16 protein-coding genes are annotated in these 15,824 nt (G+C 73.3%); 5 read left to right on the top strand and 11 right to left on the bottom strand.

The features are described 5' to 3' along the window. Positions 1-55 precede the first annotated feature (55 nt). Together AB0927_RS06125 and AB0927_RS06120 are read right to left on the bottom strand one after the other, a co-directional pair. Entirely contained in the window at positions 56-853 is a 798-nt protein-coding gene (locus AB0927_RS06125) for an HAD family acid phosphatase (protein ID WP_366666337.1), read from the bottom strand. 222 nt (positions 854-1,075) lie between these two features. Beyond that, entirely contained in the window at positions 1,076-1,669 is a 594-nt protein-coding gene (locus tag AB0927_RS06120) for a TIGR03086 family metal-binding protein (protein ID WP_366666336.1), read from the bottom strand. Positions 1,670-1,880: 211 nt separating this feature from the next. Here AB0927_RS06120 and AB0927_RS06115 point away from each other — a divergent pair, with 211 nt between their 5' ends. After that, positions 1,881-3,116, top strand: coding sequence for an MFS transporter (locus AB0927_RS06115; RefSeq protein WP_366666335.1), 1,236 nt, complete (start codon positions 1,881-1,883; stop codon positions 3,114-3,116). On the opposite strand, the gene AB0927_RS06110 is transcribed toward AB0927_RS06115, so the two are convergent. Next, entirely contained in the window at positions 3,053-4,216 is a 1,164-nt protein-coding gene (locus AB0927_RS06110) for a hypothetical protein (RefSeq protein WP_366666334.1), read from the bottom strand. The two genes, AB0927_RS06115 and AB0927_RS06110, sit on opposite strands and share 64 nt — an antisense overlap. Before the next feature lie 174 nt (positions 4,217-4,390). On the opposite strand from AB0927_RS06110, the gene AB0927_RS06105 reads away from it, so the two are divergent. Next, complete coding sequence (locus AB0927_RS06105) at positions 4,391-5,590, top strand: TerD family protein (RefSeq protein ID WP_366666333.1); 1,200 nt, start codon at positions 4,391-4,393, stop codon at positions 5,588-5,590. Between the two features lie 76 nt (positions 5,591-5,666). On the opposite strand, the gene AB0927_RS06100 is transcribed toward AB0927_RS06105, so the two are convergent. Then, on the bottom strand, positions 5,667-7,115 hold the full coding sequence (locus tag AB0927_RS06100) for an alkaline phosphatase PhoX (protein ID WP_366666332.1): 1,449 nt from the start codon (positions 7,113-7,115) through the stop codon (positions 5,667-5,669). Positions 7,116-7,290: 175 nt separating this feature from the next. Then, positions 7,291-8,715: a hypothetical protein gene (locus AB0927_RS06095; RefSeq protein WP_366666331.1), complete on the bottom strand. Its 1,425-nt coding sequence runs from the start codon at positions 8,713-8,715 to the stop codon at positions 7,291-7,293. A gap of 263 nt (positions 8,716-8,978) precedes the next feature. Between AB0927_RS06095 and AB0927_RS06090 the strand changes: the two genes are divergently transcribed. Further along, on the top strand, positions 8,979-10,802 hold the full coding sequence (locus AB0927_RS06090; RefSeq protein WP_366666330.1) for an endonuclease/exonuclease/phosphatase family protein: 1,824 nt from the start codon (positions 8,979-8,981) through the stop codon (positions 10,800-10,802). Positions 10,803-10,813: 11 nt separating this feature from the next. Here AB0927_RS06090 and AB0927_RS06085 read toward each other — a convergent pair whose 3' ends face one another. From AB0927_RS06085 to AB0927_RS06060, 6 genes are all read right to left on the bottom strand, one after another. Next, positions 10,814-11,551, bottom strand: coding sequence for an SRPBCC domain-containing protein (locus AB0927_RS06085; protein ID WP_366666329.1), 738 nt, complete (start codon positions 11,549-11,551; stop codon positions 10,814-10,816). A gap of 10 nt (positions 11,552-11,561) precedes the next feature. Then, positions 11,562-12,167: a helix-turn-helix domain-containing protein gene (locus tag AB0927_RS06080; RefSeq protein ID WP_366666328.1), complete on the bottom strand. Its 606-nt coding sequence runs from the start codon at positions 12,165-12,167 to the stop codon at positions 11,562-11,564. Positions 12,168-12,256: 89 nt separating this feature from the next. Continuing rightward, the gene (locus AB0927_RS06075) at positions 12,257-12,850 is read right to left on the bottom strand and encodes a DUF3618 domain-containing protein (protein WP_366666327.1); all 594 of its coding nucleotides are present in this window, start codon (positions 12,848-12,850) and stop codon (positions 12,257-12,259) included. Beyond that, positions 12,847-13,272 (bottom strand): phage holin family protein, encoded by a 426-nt coding sequence (locus AB0927_RS06070; RefSeq protein WP_366666362.1) that lies wholly within the window; start codon positions 13,270-13,272, stop codon positions 12,847-12,849. The genes AB0927_RS06075 and AB0927_RS06070 overlap by 4 nt, the downstream gene beginning before the upstream one ends. Before the next feature lie 59 nt (positions 13,273-13,331). Next, a complete protein-coding gene (locus AB0927_RS06065) occupies positions 13,332-14,027 on the bottom strand; it encodes a hypothetical protein (protein ID WP_366666326.1) in 696 nt (231 codons plus the stop codon). After that, positions 14,024-14,164, bottom strand: a complete 141-nt coding sequence (locus AB0927_RS06060; RefSeq protein ID WP_366666325.1) for a hypothetical protein — start codon at positions 14,162-14,164, stop codon at positions 14,024-14,026. Before AB0927_RS06060 ends, AB0927_RS06065 begins: the two co-directional genes overlap by 4 nt. Positions 14,165-14,332: 168 nt before the next feature. Between AB0927_RS06060 and dapA the strand changes: the two genes are divergently transcribed. Next, positions 14,333-15,232: a 4-hydroxy-tetrahydrodipicolinate synthase gene (gene dapA, locus AB0927_RS06055; protein WP_366666324.1), complete on the top strand. Its 900-nt coding sequence runs from the start codon at positions 14,333-14,335 to the stop codon at positions 15,230-15,232. A 34-nt stretch (positions 15,233-15,266) separates the two neighbouring features. After that, positions 15,267-15,773 (top strand): hypothetical protein, encoded by a 507-nt coding sequence (locus AB0927_RS06050; protein WP_366666323.1) that lies wholly within the window; start codon positions 15,267-15,269, stop codon positions 15,771-15,773. Positions 15,774-15,824 lie beyond the last annotated feature (51 nt).

Genomic DNA, 15,824 nt, shown 5'->3' with positions numbered 1-15,824 from the left:
GGGGCGGGAGACGTCAGAAGGCCGCACGGGCCCTCGGACAGAGGTTTGGGTGACCTCAGGCGACGAAGTACGTCGGGTTGGGCAGCTTGTACGTACGGCCGGAGTAGCCGCCGTCCAGGTCCGAGTACTGGTCGCCGAAGTCGGCGATGATCTTGTAGCCGAGGTCGTCCTCGATGTGCTTGCGGGTACCGGCCTTGTACTGGACGGTCGTGCACTTCCAGGCGCCCGGGGCGGCGCAGTCCTGGAGGTAGGCCGGCGGGTTGGCCGAGTCCTTGAGGAACATGTGCCCGGCGTCGAGGTTGACGTCGGCGCCGACCTTCTTCAGGTTGGTGACCGCGGCGGCGCGCTGGGCCTCGGTGAGACCCGAGTTGTAGAAGACCGTGACGCCCTGGGACTGGGCGTACTGGACCAGCTCGGGGCTGCCGAAGACGGCGGGACGGTTGGCCTGGTTGACGTAGTCGTTCCAGGTGGCCGAGTTGTAGCCGTAGTTGTTGCGCTTCTCGTAGTCGAGGCTCAGCAGCAGCGTGTCGTCGATGTCGAACATGACGGCGGGCTTCTGGTGGTGCGCACGCGCGGTGTGGGCCGCCTGGTCGATGTACTTCCTGGCGTCCGCGTCGATCCGCGCCAGGTCCTTGGCGTACGGGCTGTCCGGGGACGCCTGGTAGACGCCGTTGCTGTCGGCGGTGGTGCCGTAGTAAGTGTCGATGTCCTTCGTCAGGAGCCCGATGTTGTAGGGCTCGTTGGTGGAGTTGGCCGTCGACTGACCGGCCGTGGCCGCGCCCGCGCCGTACAGGGCGGCACCGGCGACGACGCAGGCGGCGCCGGCGGCGGCCGCTCTGAGGGACTTCCGCATGGATTCTCCGGATCTGGTGGCTAGAGTGAGTTACCAGGTCACGGATTGTCTACGCGCATAACAAGCCGTACCGCGAGGCCTGTTATCCGATCGATACGGACGTCTTTTTCCGGCCATGTCCGAGCGCCCGCCCCGGAACTCCGGATTCCGGGGCGGCGATTCGGACATCCCGGGATGTTCTCGCGGGCGCGGCCACGCCGGTTCACGGCCGCGCCCGGCCCCTCACCCGGCCGCCCGCCACTCCGGGTCCCGCCCGCTGAGCCCGAGCGCGCGGTCCAGCGGGGACGCTCCCTCGGGCGTCGGGACGACCGGGCCGAAGATGCCGCCGCCCCGGCTGGTGTCCTGCGCGGCGGCGAGGAGGAAGGAGTGGGCGGCGTCCAGGGCGGCCGGGTCCGGGGTGTAGGCGAGGCCGGTCGCGCGGGCGAGGTCCCAGCCGTGGACGACCAGTTCGTCGGCGACGACGGCGCCCGCGACCGCGCCGGGCAGGTCCACCCCGCCCGCGCGGGTCATGCCGGTCCAGGCGGCCGGATCCCGCCAGGCGTCGGCCAGTTCGTCCAGCGCCTTGGGCAGCTCGGCGCGCCAGCCGGGGGCGAGGTCGGGGAGGGCGGCGTCCGGGGCGGTGTCGGTGGTCGGGCCGAGGTCCTTGCGGGCGGCGTCACGGAAGGCGACGGACAGCCCGTGGAGATGGCCCAGCAGCTCCCGCACCGCGTACCGCGGACACGGGGTCGGGGCTGCGAGCTGCTCGTCGGTGACCGCCTGCGCCAGCTCCGCCACCAGACGGGTCTGGGGGCCGAGGTCGATCATGGTCGTGGTCATGGCCTGCTCCTTCGTGGTGCGCCGCGTCCCGCGGTGCTTCTCAGCCGGTACATGAGGTGCCTGGGGAAGCCCGGGAAGACGCCTGGGGAATGCCTAGGGGACGCCCGGAGGGATTCCTAGGGGGATGACCGGCCGGCGGCCCGGAAGTCATCGGTGGATAGGGCATCCGACCGATCCGCTCGCGGCCTCCTTAGGCCCACGATGGCTTGGTATGACGACCTCCCCGACCGTGCTCCGTGTGCTGCGCGACCGCAACGCGGGCCGGTATCTGACCGGCCTCGTGGTGAACGCCTTCGGCAGTTCCGCGCTGTGGCTGGCGTCCGGCATATGGGTGAAGGACCTCACCGGGTCCAACGGCCTGGCCGGTCTGTGCCTGCTCGCCCTGTGGGCGCCCACCCTGGCGGGCCCGGCCCTCGGCACCCTCGCCGACCGCGTCCGCCGCAAACCCCTGATCATCACCGTCAACCTGGCCGTGGCCGCCCTGCTCCTCACCCTCTTCACCGTCGACTCCCCGGCCCGCCTGTGGCTGCTGTTCCTCGTCCTGTTCCTGTACGGCACCGCCGACGCCGTCACCAGCGCGGCGGAGTCGGCGCTGGTCACCGCGGTCGTCCCCGGTGACCTCCTCGGCGACTTCAACGGGCTGCGGATGACGATCACCGAGGGCATGAAGCTCGTCGCCCCGCTCACCGGCGCGGGCCTGTACGCGGCCTTCGGCGGTCCGGCCGTCGCCTGCCTGGACGCGGCCAGCTTCGTCGTCACCGCCGCGTTGTGCGCCCTGATCCGTGTGCGGGAGGAGCGGCCGGTGCGCCCGGCCGGCGGCGACTGGCGCCACCAGACCGCCGAGGGCGTCCGTTACCTGTGGCGGCACGACCGCCTGCGCCCCCTGATCCGGGCGGGCGGCACCACGCTGCTGATCACGTCCCTCGCCAGTGCCACGCTGTACGCCGTGATCGACCGCCTCGGCCACTCCCCCGCCTACGCGGGCGTGCTGTACGCCTTCCAGGGCGCGGGCTCGGTGGCGGTCGGGCTGCTCACCGGCCCCGCGCTGCGCCGGCTCGGCGAGCGGTGGTTCGCGGCGGCGGGGATAGCGCTGACCGGGCTCGCGTTGGTCGCGCGGGCCGTCCCCTTTGACGCGGTGGCGCTCGTGTCCTCCCTGGCGGCCGGCCTGGGCCTGCCCTGTGTGCTGATAGCCGCGCTCACCGCCGTGCAGCGGGAGACCCCCGGGCCACTGCTCGGCCGGGTGACGGCCACCGCGAACACGCTGATGTACACGCCGAACGTCATCGGGCTCGCGGCGGGCGCCGGCCTGGTCGAACTGGCCGGCCCCGGGGTGCTCCTGCTCTGTTACGGCCTCGCCATGCTCGCGACCGCGGTCCCGCTGCTTCAGCGCGCCGCCAGCGCCTCCCGCACCGCCGCGAGGTCCCCGTCCGATGCCAACCCGGCGTGATACAGCCGCAGTTCGGTCGCGCCGTCCGCCCGGGCGCGGGACGCGTCCGCCGCGAGGGTGCGGGGGCTGCCGCCCATTCCGGTGACGACGGTGAAGTTGGCGGCCAGCACGGTCCCTTCGCGCGCGTGCGCGGCGAAGGGCGCCAGCAGGTCCGTGCCTCCGGTGCAGGGGACCACGACACCGTCGGCCACGGAGAGGATGTGGGCGGGGTCGACGCCCGCGTTCGCGCCGCAGTGCCCGGGGACCGGGTCGGCGTGCAGCAGCACCTGGAATCCGGCGGGCGCGGCGGCGCGTACGGCGGCCACGGCCTCCTCCTGGAGGCTGCGGGCGGTCCCGTCCCGCCAGGCGCGGACGGCGGCGGCCCGCTCCTCGCCGAGCAGTTCCGCCACCATGGGCAGGCCGGGGTCGACCGCCGACCCCCGCCACAGCGGCTCCAGCGCGGCCCGTACGGCCGCGGCCAGCTCCTCGGCGTCCAGCCCCTGTTCGCCGTAGCCCGTACGACAGGAGGGACAGAAGCACAGGGACATCAGGTACTCCCCGGCCTCCCCCAGGCGCACGCCGGAGATCTTGTCGTGGGCGTGCAGGTGCGGCAGTCCGTACCAGCCGAGGGACTCCAGCTCCGTGCCCTGCGCGCCGGGGCGTACGGCGGCCTCGGCGGCGAGGTCGGTGAGGTAGGCGCGGGTGGCTCCCTGGGCGATGCAGGGCGCCCAGGGATAGCGGTCGCCGTAGGCGTTGACGACGGAGGTGTCCGGGTGCTCCGCGCCCAGGCGGGAGTTGTGCGCGAGGACCACCCAGGTGTGCACCGCGAGACCGGCGCCGGCGAGTGCCCGCGCGGCCTCGCCGTAGGCGTCGCCGGGGGCCCAGCGGCCGGCCGGGTGCGGGCGCGGGGTGCGGCCCGCCCAGTCGTCGCCCGGCGGGTAGAGGACGGCCGCGTGTTCGGCGGTGACGATGCGGTGACGGGGGTGACGCGGGGTCAGGGCACGGGTGGAGTGGTAGGCGGCGGCGAGGGTCACCTGCTCGACGCCGAGCCCGGCGATGCGGGCGGGCGCGTCGGGGTCTCCGTTGACGTCCCAGGGGTAGACGAACGCGGCGGCCTTCACAGGGGCTCCTCGTCTTGCACTCTTCTGACCAGCGGCTATGTCGATGAACCGCCTCACGCTAAGGCTCCCGCGCGAGGCGGTCAAGGACGTCGTCCCGGTGCCCGGAGGGATGACTGATGCCAGTGGTAAGGGAACGGTAAAGCGATGTCGTTCGTTAGTCCCCACATGACAGCTATGACCCCTGGCTCGAACATCCCGCTCTCCGCCGCGCGCGTCACGGTGGACGTGGCCGCTCCCGTGCGGCTGGACGTCTCGGGCCTGCTGCTCACGGGCGACGGCAAGGTGCGCTCGGACGACGACTTCATCTTCTACAACCAGCCGTCCGGGCCGGGCGTGACCTACCGGTCCGGCGGCGGTGCCGCGCCCGACGCGATCACGGTGGACACCGCCGCCGTGCCGCCGGGCATCGAGAAGATCGTGGTCACGGCCAGCCCGGACGCCGAGGGCCAGACCTTCCAGGGCATCGAGCCGACGGCCACGATCCGCGACGCGGAGGGCGGCGCGGTGCTGGCCACCTTCACGCCGCCGCGGCTGGGCGCCGAGACCGCGCTCGTCGTGGTGGAGATCTACCGCCGCGGCGGCCAGTGGAAGGCCCGCGCGGTCGGCCAGGGGTACGCGAACGGGCTCGCGGGCATCGCCACGGACTTCGGGGTGACGGTGGAGGAACCCTCGCCCGCGCCGGCGGCTCCCGCGCAGCCGGTCGCACCGCCGCAGCCCGTCGCTCCGCCGCAGCCCCTCGCTCCGCCGCAGCCGGTGGCGCCGCCGATGCCCGCCGCCCCGCCGGCGCCCGGCACCGGGAAGATCAACCTGGACAAGGGCCGGGTGAGCCTGCGGAAGAACCAGACGGTGTCGCTGGTCAAGGGCGGACGGCCGCTGCTGTCCCAGGTGCGGATGGGGCTCGGCTGGGAGCCGGCGTTCCGGGGAGCCGACATCGACCTCGACGCCTCGGTCATCGCCTACGGCCCGCAGCGCGACCACGTCGACAGCTGCTACTTCGGCAAGCTCACCATCCTCAAGGGCGCGGTCAAGCACTCCGGCGACAACCTCACGGGCGAGGGCGCGGGCGACGACGAGGTGATCGTGGTCGACCTCGGCCGCGTCCCCCAGGAGGTCACCGGCCTCGTCTTCACGGTCAACTCCTTCTCCGGCCAGAAGTTCACCGACGTCGCCAAGGCCTACTGCCGCCTCGTGGACGCCGCGACGGAGGAGGAACTGGTCCGCTTCGACCTCACCCAGGCCGAGCCCCTGACGGGCGTGCTGATGGCCAAGCTGGTCCGCCAGTACTCCGGCGAGTGGGAGATGACGGCACTGGGCGACTTCGTGAAGGCGAGGACGGTCCGCAACATGGTGGAGCCGGGCGCGGAAGCCCTCTGACACGAGGGCTTCACCGCCGCACCGCGCGCAGCGCCCCGACCGACCGCGGACTCGTCGGGGCCGCTCGCGCGCTGGACTACTTCTTCTGCCGCTTCCAGGGCCCGGTGATGGCGACCATGATGCCGGGCGTCTGGATGTTCGCGTACAGGGTCCGGCCGTCGGGCGAGAAGGTGACGCCGGTGAACTCGCTGTACTCCGGCTTCTCTTCGGTGCCGATGTTCAGCTCGTTGCGCGCGATCGGGTACGTACGGCCGCTGTCCGTGGCCCCGAACAGGTGCTGGACGCCCTCGCCGTCCTCGGCGATCACCAGACCGCCGTACGGCGAGACGGTGATGTTGTCCGGGCCGTCGAACGCGCCGTCGGCGGCCGGGTCCGGGTTCACGCCGAACAGCACCTTGAGGGTGAGGGTCCGGCGCCGGGGGTCGTAGAACCAGACCTGGCCGTCGTGCTGGACCGGGCTCTCCGCGCGGGCGAAGGAGGAGACGACGTAGACGCCGCCGTCACCCCACCACATGCCCTCCAGCTTGCGGGCGCGGGTGACCTCCCCCGCGCCGAACTGCTTGCGCGTGGAGACCTGCCGGGCGTCGCGGTCGGGCACGTCCACCCAGTCGACGCCGTAGACGGTGCCGGTCCTGGTGGCGCGGGAGAGGTCGTCCACGAACCGGCCGCCGGAGTCGAAGCACTTGAAGGCCTGGAGGACGCCGGCGTCGTCGGCGAGGGTGCGCAGCCTGCCGCGGCCGTGCCGGAAGCCGGCCGGCGGGGTCCAGCGGTAGAACAGGCCGTTGGGGCCCGCGGCGTCCTCGGTGAGGTAGAGGTGGCCGCTCTTGGGGTCGACCACGACGGCCTCGTGGGCGAAACGGCCGAGCGCCTTGACGGGCTTGGGGGCGCGGTTGGCCCGGCGGTCGGCCGGGTCCACCTCGAAGACGTAGCCGTGGTCCTTGGTCATGCCGTTCTGGCCGGCCTTGTCCTCGGTCTCCTCGCAGGTCAGCCAGGTGCCCCACGGGGTGTTGCCGCCCGCGCAGTTGGTGGCGGTGCCGGCGATGCCGACCCACTCCGCGACATGGTCGCGACGCACCTCGACCACCGTGCAGCCACCGGCCGCGGCGGGGTCGTAGACCAGGCCCTCGGTGAGCGGCACCGGGTAGGTCCAGTTGGCGCGCGGGCCGGCCAGCTCGTGGTTGTTGACGAGGAGGGTGGTGCCCCGGGGGCCCTCGAAGGTGGAGGTGCCGTCGTGGTTGGACGGGGTGAACTCGCCGGACTCCAGGCGGGTCTTACCGCTGTAGGTGATGATCTCGTAGGTGAAGCCCGCGGGCAGGGCGAGGATGCCCTTGGGGTCGGGCTCCAGCGGGCCGTAGCCGACGCCGGGGCGGCCGTGGTCCTCGGCGTGGCCCGGCGCCGCGTCCGCGGTCTCCGTGGACGCGAGGGCGTTCGGCGCGGTGGCGAGCACGCCGGCGCTGCCCGCCAGGGCGATCCCGGCGCCGGTGATCGCGGAGGTTCTGGCGAAGTCCCTGCGGGTGAGCGACATGATGTCTCCTGTGGCGGAAGGGCCTGCCGTCCAGGGCGGCGGACCTCGTTCGGCGCACACGCTCCCGCCGGTGTCTGAACGGCGGTTGAACGCGGGGCGGCGTCGAGGGCCCTTGTTCAAGAATCCGTATACGCGGCCCCATGGCCACCCCAAGTACCGGTCACCCGCGCGGTGTTCAGCCGCCCTGCTGGGACCGCGCCTTGAACGCCGCCTTCCGGGCCTCCTTCGCCACCTTCTTGTCCGGGTGCAGCCGCCCCATCGCCTCCAGTACGTCGGCCGTCGCCGGGTGCCCGACCCGCCACGCCGCCGCGAAGAACCCGCTGTGCTGCTCGGCCAGCCCCTCCACCAGCGCCTGGAGCTCCTCGGAGTTGCCCTCGGCGGCCAGTTGCGCGGCGACGGTGTCGATGGTCAGCCAGAACACCAGGTCCTGGGAGGGCGCGGGCACCCCGGCGGCGCCCCGCTCGCTGAGCCACACCCGGGCGAGGCCGCCGAGTTCGGGGTCGTCCAGCACCTCCCGCAGCGCGGGCTCCGCCGCCCCGCCGACCAGGGACAGCGCCTGCTGGCAACGCAGCCGGCGCAGCGGGCCCCCGACGTCGGCGCCCCGGGCCGCGGACAGCAACTCCCGTGCGGCGGCGAGCGGTTCGCGCCGGGCCAGCCACAGTTCCGTCTCGGCGAGGGCGGCCGAGGGGCCGAACGCGGCGGTGCCGTCGAGCAGCACGTCCGCGCCCTTGTCGGCGAGTTCGCCGACCACCGGGGCCTCGAAGCCGGCCTCCAGCAGCCGCGCCCGCAGCCCGTAGGCGCCGAGCGGGGTGAGCCGCACCATGCCGTAGCGGGAGACGTCGGACTCGTCCAGCGGCGCGGCCGGATCCTCGTCGGCGCCGGCCATCAGCGCCTCGTCCACCGGCCGGTACTCGACCAGTCCGACCGGCTCCAGCGTCCGGAACTGGTCGTCCAGGCGCATCATCGCGTCGGAGACCTGCTCCAGGACGTCGTCGGTGGGCTCGCCCATGCCGTCCGGCACGATCAGCGAGGCGGCCAGGGCGGGCAGCGGGACCGGTCCGTCCCCGGCGCCGTCCTCACTCACCGTCAGCAGATACAGGTTGCCGAGCACGCCGTCGAGGAATTCCGCCTCGCCCTCGGGGTCCCAGTCGAGTGACGCGAAATCGATCTCCCCGCCCTCGTCGAGCGCGTCCACGAGATCGTCCAGATCGGGCACGCTCGCGTCCGCCAGCACGGTCTCCAGCGCGGCGAGCCAGACCGTGAGCACCTCGTGCGGGGAACCGGTGAGCAGCCGCAGCGCCTCGCCCTCCCGGACCGTCCCGCGCTCCTCGTCGGCGATCTCGACCAGCCCCGAGTCCAGCGCGACCCGCCAGGCCTCGGCGGCATGGGCGGCCGCGTCGTCGCCGGTGAGTCCGAGCCGGTCGGCGGCGGCGGGCAGCTGCTCCTCGACCAGGCTGCCGCCCGCGTCGACCCGGGTCTCGGGGCCGGCCCAGCGGGCGAGCCGGGCCGCCCGCGAGAGCAGGGGCGAGGACAGCGCGGCGCGCGCCAGCTCCGCTTCGGAGTGCAGCCGTACGGGCGGCAGGGGGGAGCTGTCTGACATCGGCTGGATCTCCTCGGACCGTGAAACGTGCTCAGCCCCTCAGCCTAGACGGATTTCCACCCATGCCGCCCGGTTCCTCTCCCCGGCGACCCCGGCGCATGGCCGAAACCTTGACAAGTCCCGGTCAGAGGCTGGAGATTGACGCGCGTAGAAGTCGGGGGACGGCTGTTCGCTCGGCTCTACGCGTGTCACGGAGGGCAACGGCCCCCACACGCACTCGATTCGCCTCGTCCCGGCGCCCCGTAACACCCCCGGAGGATTCCTTGCCGAGCAGGTCCACCGCGCGTCTCGCCGCGCTCACCGTCGCCGCCGTGTGCTCCGCCGCGTCGGCCGTCGTCCTCACCTCCCCCGCGCACGCCGACGCGGTGCGCATCCACGACATCCAGGGCACCACCCGCCTGTCGCCGTACGCCGGGCAGAAGGTGGCGGATGTGCCGGGCATCGTCACCGCCACGCGCACCTACGGATCGTCCAAGGGCTTCTGGCTGCAGGACGCGACGCCCGACGACAACCCGGCCACCAGCGAGGGCGTGTTCGTCTACACCAGCTCCACGCCGAAGGTCGCCGTCGGCGACTCGGTGACGGTGACCGGCACGGTCTCGGAGTACGTCCCCGGCGGCACCGCCTCCGGCGAGCAGTCCATCACGGAGATCACCAAGCCCACGGTCACCACCGTCTCCACCGGCAACGCCGTCCCGGCGCCGGTCGTCGTCGACGCGCAGTCGGTGCCGGACCGGTACACGCCGCAGGGCGACCCCGCCGACGGCGGCTCGATCAACAACCTGCCGCTGGAGCCCGCCACGTACGCCCTGGACTACTACGAGTCCCTGGAGGGCATGAACGTCCAGGTCCAGGACGCCCGCGTGGTCACCGCCACCGACCCGTACGCCGAGCTGTGGGTCACGGTGAAGCCGGACGAGCACCGCGACAGCCGCGGCGGCACGGTCTACGGCTCCTACGACTCGCAGAACACCGGCCGGCTCCAGATCCAGTCGCTGGGCGCCACCGCCGACTTCCCGGCGGCGAACGTCGGCGACACGCTCACCGGCGCCACCACCGGCCCGATGGACTTCAACCAGTACGGCGGCTACACCCTGGTCGCCGACCGGATCGGGGCGCTCCGGAGCGGTGGCCTCCAGCGCGAGACCACACAGAAGCAGACCGCCAGGCAGCTCGCGGCCGCGACGTACAACGTCGAGAACCTCGACCCGTCGGACAACACGTTCGCCCAGCACGCCGCGGCGATCGTGAACAACCTCCAGTCGCCGGACATCGTGTCCCTGGAGGAGATCCAGGACGACAACGGCGCCACGGACGACGGCACGGTGGACGCGAGCGTCACCGTGAACAAGCTGATCGACGCGATCGTCGCGGCGGGCGGCCCGAAGTACGACTGGCGTTCCATCGACCCGGTCAACGACAAGGACGGCGGCGAGCCGGGCGGCAACATCCGCCAGGTGTTCCTGTTCAACCCCGAGCGGGTGTCCTTCGTGGACCGCGCGGGCGGCGACTCCACCACCGCGGTGGGCGTCACCAAGGAGGAGGGCAAGGCACAGCTGACCGTCTCGCCGGGCCGGATCGACCCGGCCGGCGCCGCCTGGAACGCCAGCCGCAAGCCGCTGGTCGGCCAGTTCGTCTTCCAGGGCAAGACCGTCTTCGTGATCGCCAACCACCTGGTCTCCAAGGGCGGCGACCAGAGCCTGACCTCGCAGTACCAGCCGGTCACGCGCAGCTCGGAGAACCAGCGCCACGCCCAGGCGCAGGAGGTCGACGCGTTCGTCAAGGACATCCTGAAGGTCCAGAAGAACGCGGAGGTGCTCGCCCTCGGCGACATGAACGACTTCGAGTTCTCCGGCACCGCGCAGATCCTGGAGGGTGACGGCGAGCTGTGGTCGGCGATCAAGTCGCTGCCCGCGAACGAGCGTTACACCTACGACTACCAGGGCAACTCGCAGGTTCTGGACCAGATCCTGATCAGCCCGTCGATCCGCCGCGGCGACTTCGAGTACGACAGCGTGCACATCAACTCGGAGTTCAGCGACCAGAGCAGCGACCACGACCCGCAGGTGCTGCGCTTCCGCCCCTGACCCGAAGGGGTTCAGGACTGGCCGAACACCCCGTTCAGCCAGTCCTGCCAGGCGGCCTCGTCCGCCCCGGCATCGGCGTCCCGCGCGAAGTCGTGCACGCTGATGCCGAGCGGCGCTCCCCAGCGGCCGCGGCCGAAGAAGCGGACGAGGGCGTCCTCGGTGCGCAGCCCGATGAACTCCGGTGCGCGGTAGTCGAGTACGGCGTCCAGGGCGCGCCCGCCGGGCCCCTGGACGCGCACCTTCGTCCCCGCGGCCGCGTCGTCGGCCAGCCCGAGCGCGCGGCCCGCGGCGGCGAGCGCCTCCGGCACGGCCGAGGATGCGGGCCCGTCGAGCTGCGCGAAGGCGACCGGGCGCGGCGCGAAGTGCGTCAGGTACTCGCGCAGGGTGTGCAGATAGAAGTCGGTGTGCTTGTTCGCGCCGTCGTACTGGCTGTCCCAGTCGTCGGTGAAGATCCCGCTGTGGACGTAGCGCACCCAGGCGCGGCGGCCCTCGTCGCGGGGCTCGATGGTGTGGTCGAGCTGGTTGAGCGACTGGGTGGGCATGCCCACGTCCTCGCTGCGGCTGACGTAGCGGTGGGGCGGCTCCCAGACGACGACGGTCGAGCCGAACGGCCCGCGCCCGCCCGCCCGCGGCTCGGGCGCGTCCATCGGCCACAGATAGCCCGCGGTCCCGGTGGTGACCGCCTCCCACACCTTCTCCGGCGGCACGTCGGTCTCGAACTCGCGGACGATCTCGAATTCCTTGCTCATGGCGGGGCTCCTACTCGGCTTCCAGGGCGGCCCGGTCCTTGACCGTGGGATGGAGGGCGACGACGATCCGGTGGTCCCGGCCGCCCTCGGCGTCCGGGGCGTCGTACTTGCGGACGAGGGCGCTCACGCCCGCCGTCAGCTCCTGCACGAAGGCCGCGCGGTCGGCGGCGGAGGCGAAGCGCACCTCCCCGTCCAGGGCGTACGTCGCGAGCGGCTTGCGGGCCTTGGCGGCGCCGCCGATCAGCGTGCCGACGTCGCGCACCAGGCGGGCGCCGAGCGCCAGCAGCCAGCGCGCGGACAGCCGGTCCCGGAAGCGGTCCGGGTCCGGCTGCACGGCGGGCAGGGCGGCCGGCGAGATGACGTACGACGCGGCGCTCGCGCGCATCAGCCGCTCGGTGACGTTCCCCTTGCGGCGCTCCCCGGCCAGCTCCACGAGGCCGTGCCGCTCCAGCGTCCTGAGGTGGTAGTTCACCTTCTGCCGGGGCAGTCCGACCTTGGCGGCCAGCATCGCCGCCGACGCGGGTTCGGCGGCCAGTTCGGCGAGCAGCCGGGCCCTGACGGGGTCCAGCGACACGGCCGCGGCCTCGGGGTCCTCGATCACGGTCACATCCAGCATGGCTTCACCCTCCCACCGAAAACTTTTTTTGTCCAGACGGACTCAGTTTTCGGTGGGAGGGTGGTGTCGCCATGGAGCCCTTCGGGTGCTCAGCAGCGGCGCCTGCGCCGCAGCGCCCCGGCCGCGACGAGGGCGACCACCGCGGCGGCGCCCGCCATCAGCACCGGGCGGGGCATCCCGCGCAGGCCCTCGGCGGCCTTGCGGGCGGGCGGCGCGAGCTGCCGCTGGGCCAGCGCGGCCTTGTCCTGCACGAGGTGCCCGGCGTCCACGGCCCTGCCCTGGGCCTGGCGCCCGGCCTCCAGGGCGCGGTCGCGCAGGGGGTGCCCGTCATGGGTCCCCCCGTGCCGGGCGACCCGGCCCTGGAGCGTGTGCCCGGTCCGCGCGGCCGTCCCCTGCACCGCGTGGCCCGCCCGCGCGGCCCGCCCCCGCACCGCCTGGGCGGCGTGGGTGGCCCTGCCCTGGGCGCCGTGCCCGGCGTGGGAGGCGCTGGAGCGCAGTTGCACGGTCATGGCGCCGGCCTTGTCCATCAGGTCGGCGGCCCGTGCCCGCGCGCGGCCCTTCACATCGGCGCGCCCCGCCAACTGGGCCACGGTGTCGCCGAGTTGGTTCCTGGTCTGGGCGATCTGCCGCCGCAGTTCATCGGGGCCCTTGGCGCCCGAGCCATGGGGGGTCCTGTGGGTCATCGATGTGCCCTTTCCTTGATCACGTCGACGTCGGTCCTGATGCTGCCGAGAGCCTCCTCGGGCATGGGCGACCCGGCGCGGCGCAGCTGGGCGCGTCCGGTGGCAGCCAGACCGGCGGCCACGACGAACAGCACGGCCGCGACGATCAGGGCCGCCGCCCACAGGGGCAGCACCAGGGCGAGGGCGGCGGTGGCCGCGCCGGCCAGCACGATCAGCCCGACGTAGGCGAGGGCGCCCGCGGCCCCCAGCAGCCCGCCGCCGCGTCCGGCGCGCTTGCCCTTCACGGTCAGCTCCGCCTTGGCGAGGGCGACCTCCTGCCGCAGCAGCAGGGAGAGCTGTTCGGTGGCGCGATTGACGAGTTCCCCCGTGGAGGGGTGGCCGTCGAGTGCGGGGCGCGTGTGCGGTCGTGTGTGCGAGGTCATGGTCACGGTGTCCCGCCTCCTCTCTGTACGGAACATCCGGGTACCCGTGCCGGGGAGCGTCAGCCCTTGCCCGCGCCCCCGGTCCCGTGGTCGCCGAGGCGCGCGAGCTGGGACTGGAACCAGTCGAGCCGCGCCTGCAACAGCGCTGCCTCGGCGACCAGTTCGGGCACGCTCATTCCGGGGCCCGCGCCCGGCTCGGCGACGGCCGCGGCCGGGACGCCGCCGTCCGCCCGCACCTGGAGCCCCTCCCCGGCGAGCCGGGCGAACTCCGCGAGGGTGACGGACGTACGGCCGCGCGCGCAGCCCGCGCAGCCGGGGGCCAGGGCGCGCCAGCCGGGCCGGCCCCAGCCGGCGTCGGCCAGCACGGCCGCGGTGGCACCGCAGGCGCAGGGGCCGGCGGTGGCGGTGCGCACCCGCTGCCGGGCGTAGCGGAATCCGCGCTCGAAGCGGATGTAGGCGCCGAGCACGGAGACCTCGAGCAGCAGTGCGGCGCGGTGCTCGGCGGTGCAGCGCAGGGCGTCGGCGGCGGCGCGGTCGTGGACGCAGTGGAAACCGCAGTCGCACAGGCGCGCGGGCGGGCGGTGCCTGCGGCCGTAGACGCAGGACGCCTGGTCGAGAACCCCGTACGGAAGCGCACCGCCGAGCGACACCCCGGTGAACCCGGCCCGGGTGCCGTCCTGGGACAGCACCGGGTGGGCGATCTTGTAGCCGGTCGGCGGCTCCGTGGGGTGTTCCACCGGGAGCCGGGGCCTCATCGGCCGGCCGGAACCTCTTCGCGGGCCGGCTCGGCCGGTGCGGTGCGGGCGGCCGGTGCGGGCTGCCGGCGTTCTTCCTCGTGGACCTGCGGCCGCTCCTCGGCGACCCCGGTGGCCAGTGCCTTGCCGAGCTTCATGGTGCCTCCATGGCTGACGTCGGTGATGACCCTTCGCCCATAGTGACCCATGAGGGGCCGAGTTGGACACAGGACCGTGCGCCACACTCGAACAGGTAAGCAAACTTACGGATACTCTGAAGAAGAATTAAGTAGAGCTACACCGAAGAGGCGCCGACACTTACGGGCATGACGACCACACACGGGCGGTCCCCCTTCGGCCGGGCGCTCTGCGCGATGATCACCCCGTTCACCGAGGAGGGGGCGCTGGACCGGGCGGGCGCCCAGGCGCTGGCCGCCCGCCTGGTGGCGGAGGGCTGCGACGGACTGGTGCTCAACGGCACCACGGGCGAGTCGCCGACCACCACCGACAGCGAGAAGGCGGAGCTGATCACGGCCGTGCGGGAGGCGGTCGGCGCGCGGGTCCCGCTGATCGCGGGCATCGGCACCGCCGACACCCGGCACACCACCGAACTGGCCCTCGCGGCCGAGAAGGCGGGCGCCGACGCCGTCCTGGTCGTCGCGCCCTACTACAGCAAGCCGCCCCAGGAGGCCGTGGCCGCCCACTTCCGCGCCGTCGCCGACGCCACCGGACTCCCGGTCATCCTGTACGACATCCCGGGCCGCACCGGCACCCGCATCACCCCGGAGACGATCCTCCGGCTGGCCGGCCATCCCCGGATCGTCGGCGTCAAGGACTGCTCCTACGACCTCCTCGGCACCCAGAAGGTCCTGTCCCGGACGGACCTGGCCTATTACGCGGGCTGCGACGAACACAACCTCGCCCTGTACGCGGTCGGCGCGGCCGGCTGCGTCAGCACCGTCGCCAACGCCGTCCCCCGCCACATCCGCGCGGTCCTCGACGCCTACGACGCGGCCGACACCGCCCTGGCGGCGCGGCTCCAGCTCCGCGCGACCCCGTTGATCGAGGCCATGATGGCCGCGGGCCTGCCGGGAACGGTCACCGCGAAGGCCCTGCTGAACCGGCTCGGCCTCCCCGCCGGCCCGGTCCGCGCCCCGCTGCTGCCCGCCTCCCCCGAGGCGACGGCCGAGCTGTGGGCCCGGTACGAAGAGCTGACCGGATCCTGACCCGCGGTCGTACCCGCTGCCGTACGGTGGCCCCGTGAGCCGCCCCCTGCTGTTCCTGGACGTCGACGGCCCCCTCAACCCGTACGCGGCCCAGCCGGAGCGCCGGCCCGAGGGGTACACGACGATCCGGGTGCCCCTGGAGTCCCGCCGCCCGCTGCGGGTCTGGCTGAATCCGGCGCACGGCCCCGCGCTGCTGACCCTCGGCTACGAGCTGTGCTGGGCGACGACCTGGATGGCCGAGGCCAACCGCTGGATCGCCCCCGTCCTCGGGCTGCCCCAACTGCCCTACGTCGACTTCGGCGGGGGCCTGTTCGCCCAGCGGCCCGACGGGGTGCACTGGAAGACGGAGGCGATCGTGGCGTACGCCGGGGGCCGTCCGTTCGCCTGGGTGGACGACGAACAGGGCCCCGCGGACACGGAGTTCGTGACCGGCCACCACTCCGGCCCGGCCCTCCTCCACCATGTGAACCCCCGCATCGGCCTGCGCGAGGGCGACTTCGGCGCGCTGGCGGAGTTCGCGACCGGGCTGCCGGCCGCATGACGAAGCGCCCCTCACCACGCGGGCGAGGGGCGCTTTCGCCGTGTGCGGCAG

This window comes from Streptomyces sp. NPDC048106 (genome assembly GCF_040706415.1).
GTDB lineage: Bacteria > Actinomycetota > Actinomycetes > Streptomycetales > Streptomycetaceae > Streptomyces.
Note: the sequence above shows the minus strand (reverse complement) of the source record. Positions and strands in the feature narration are given on the sequence as shown.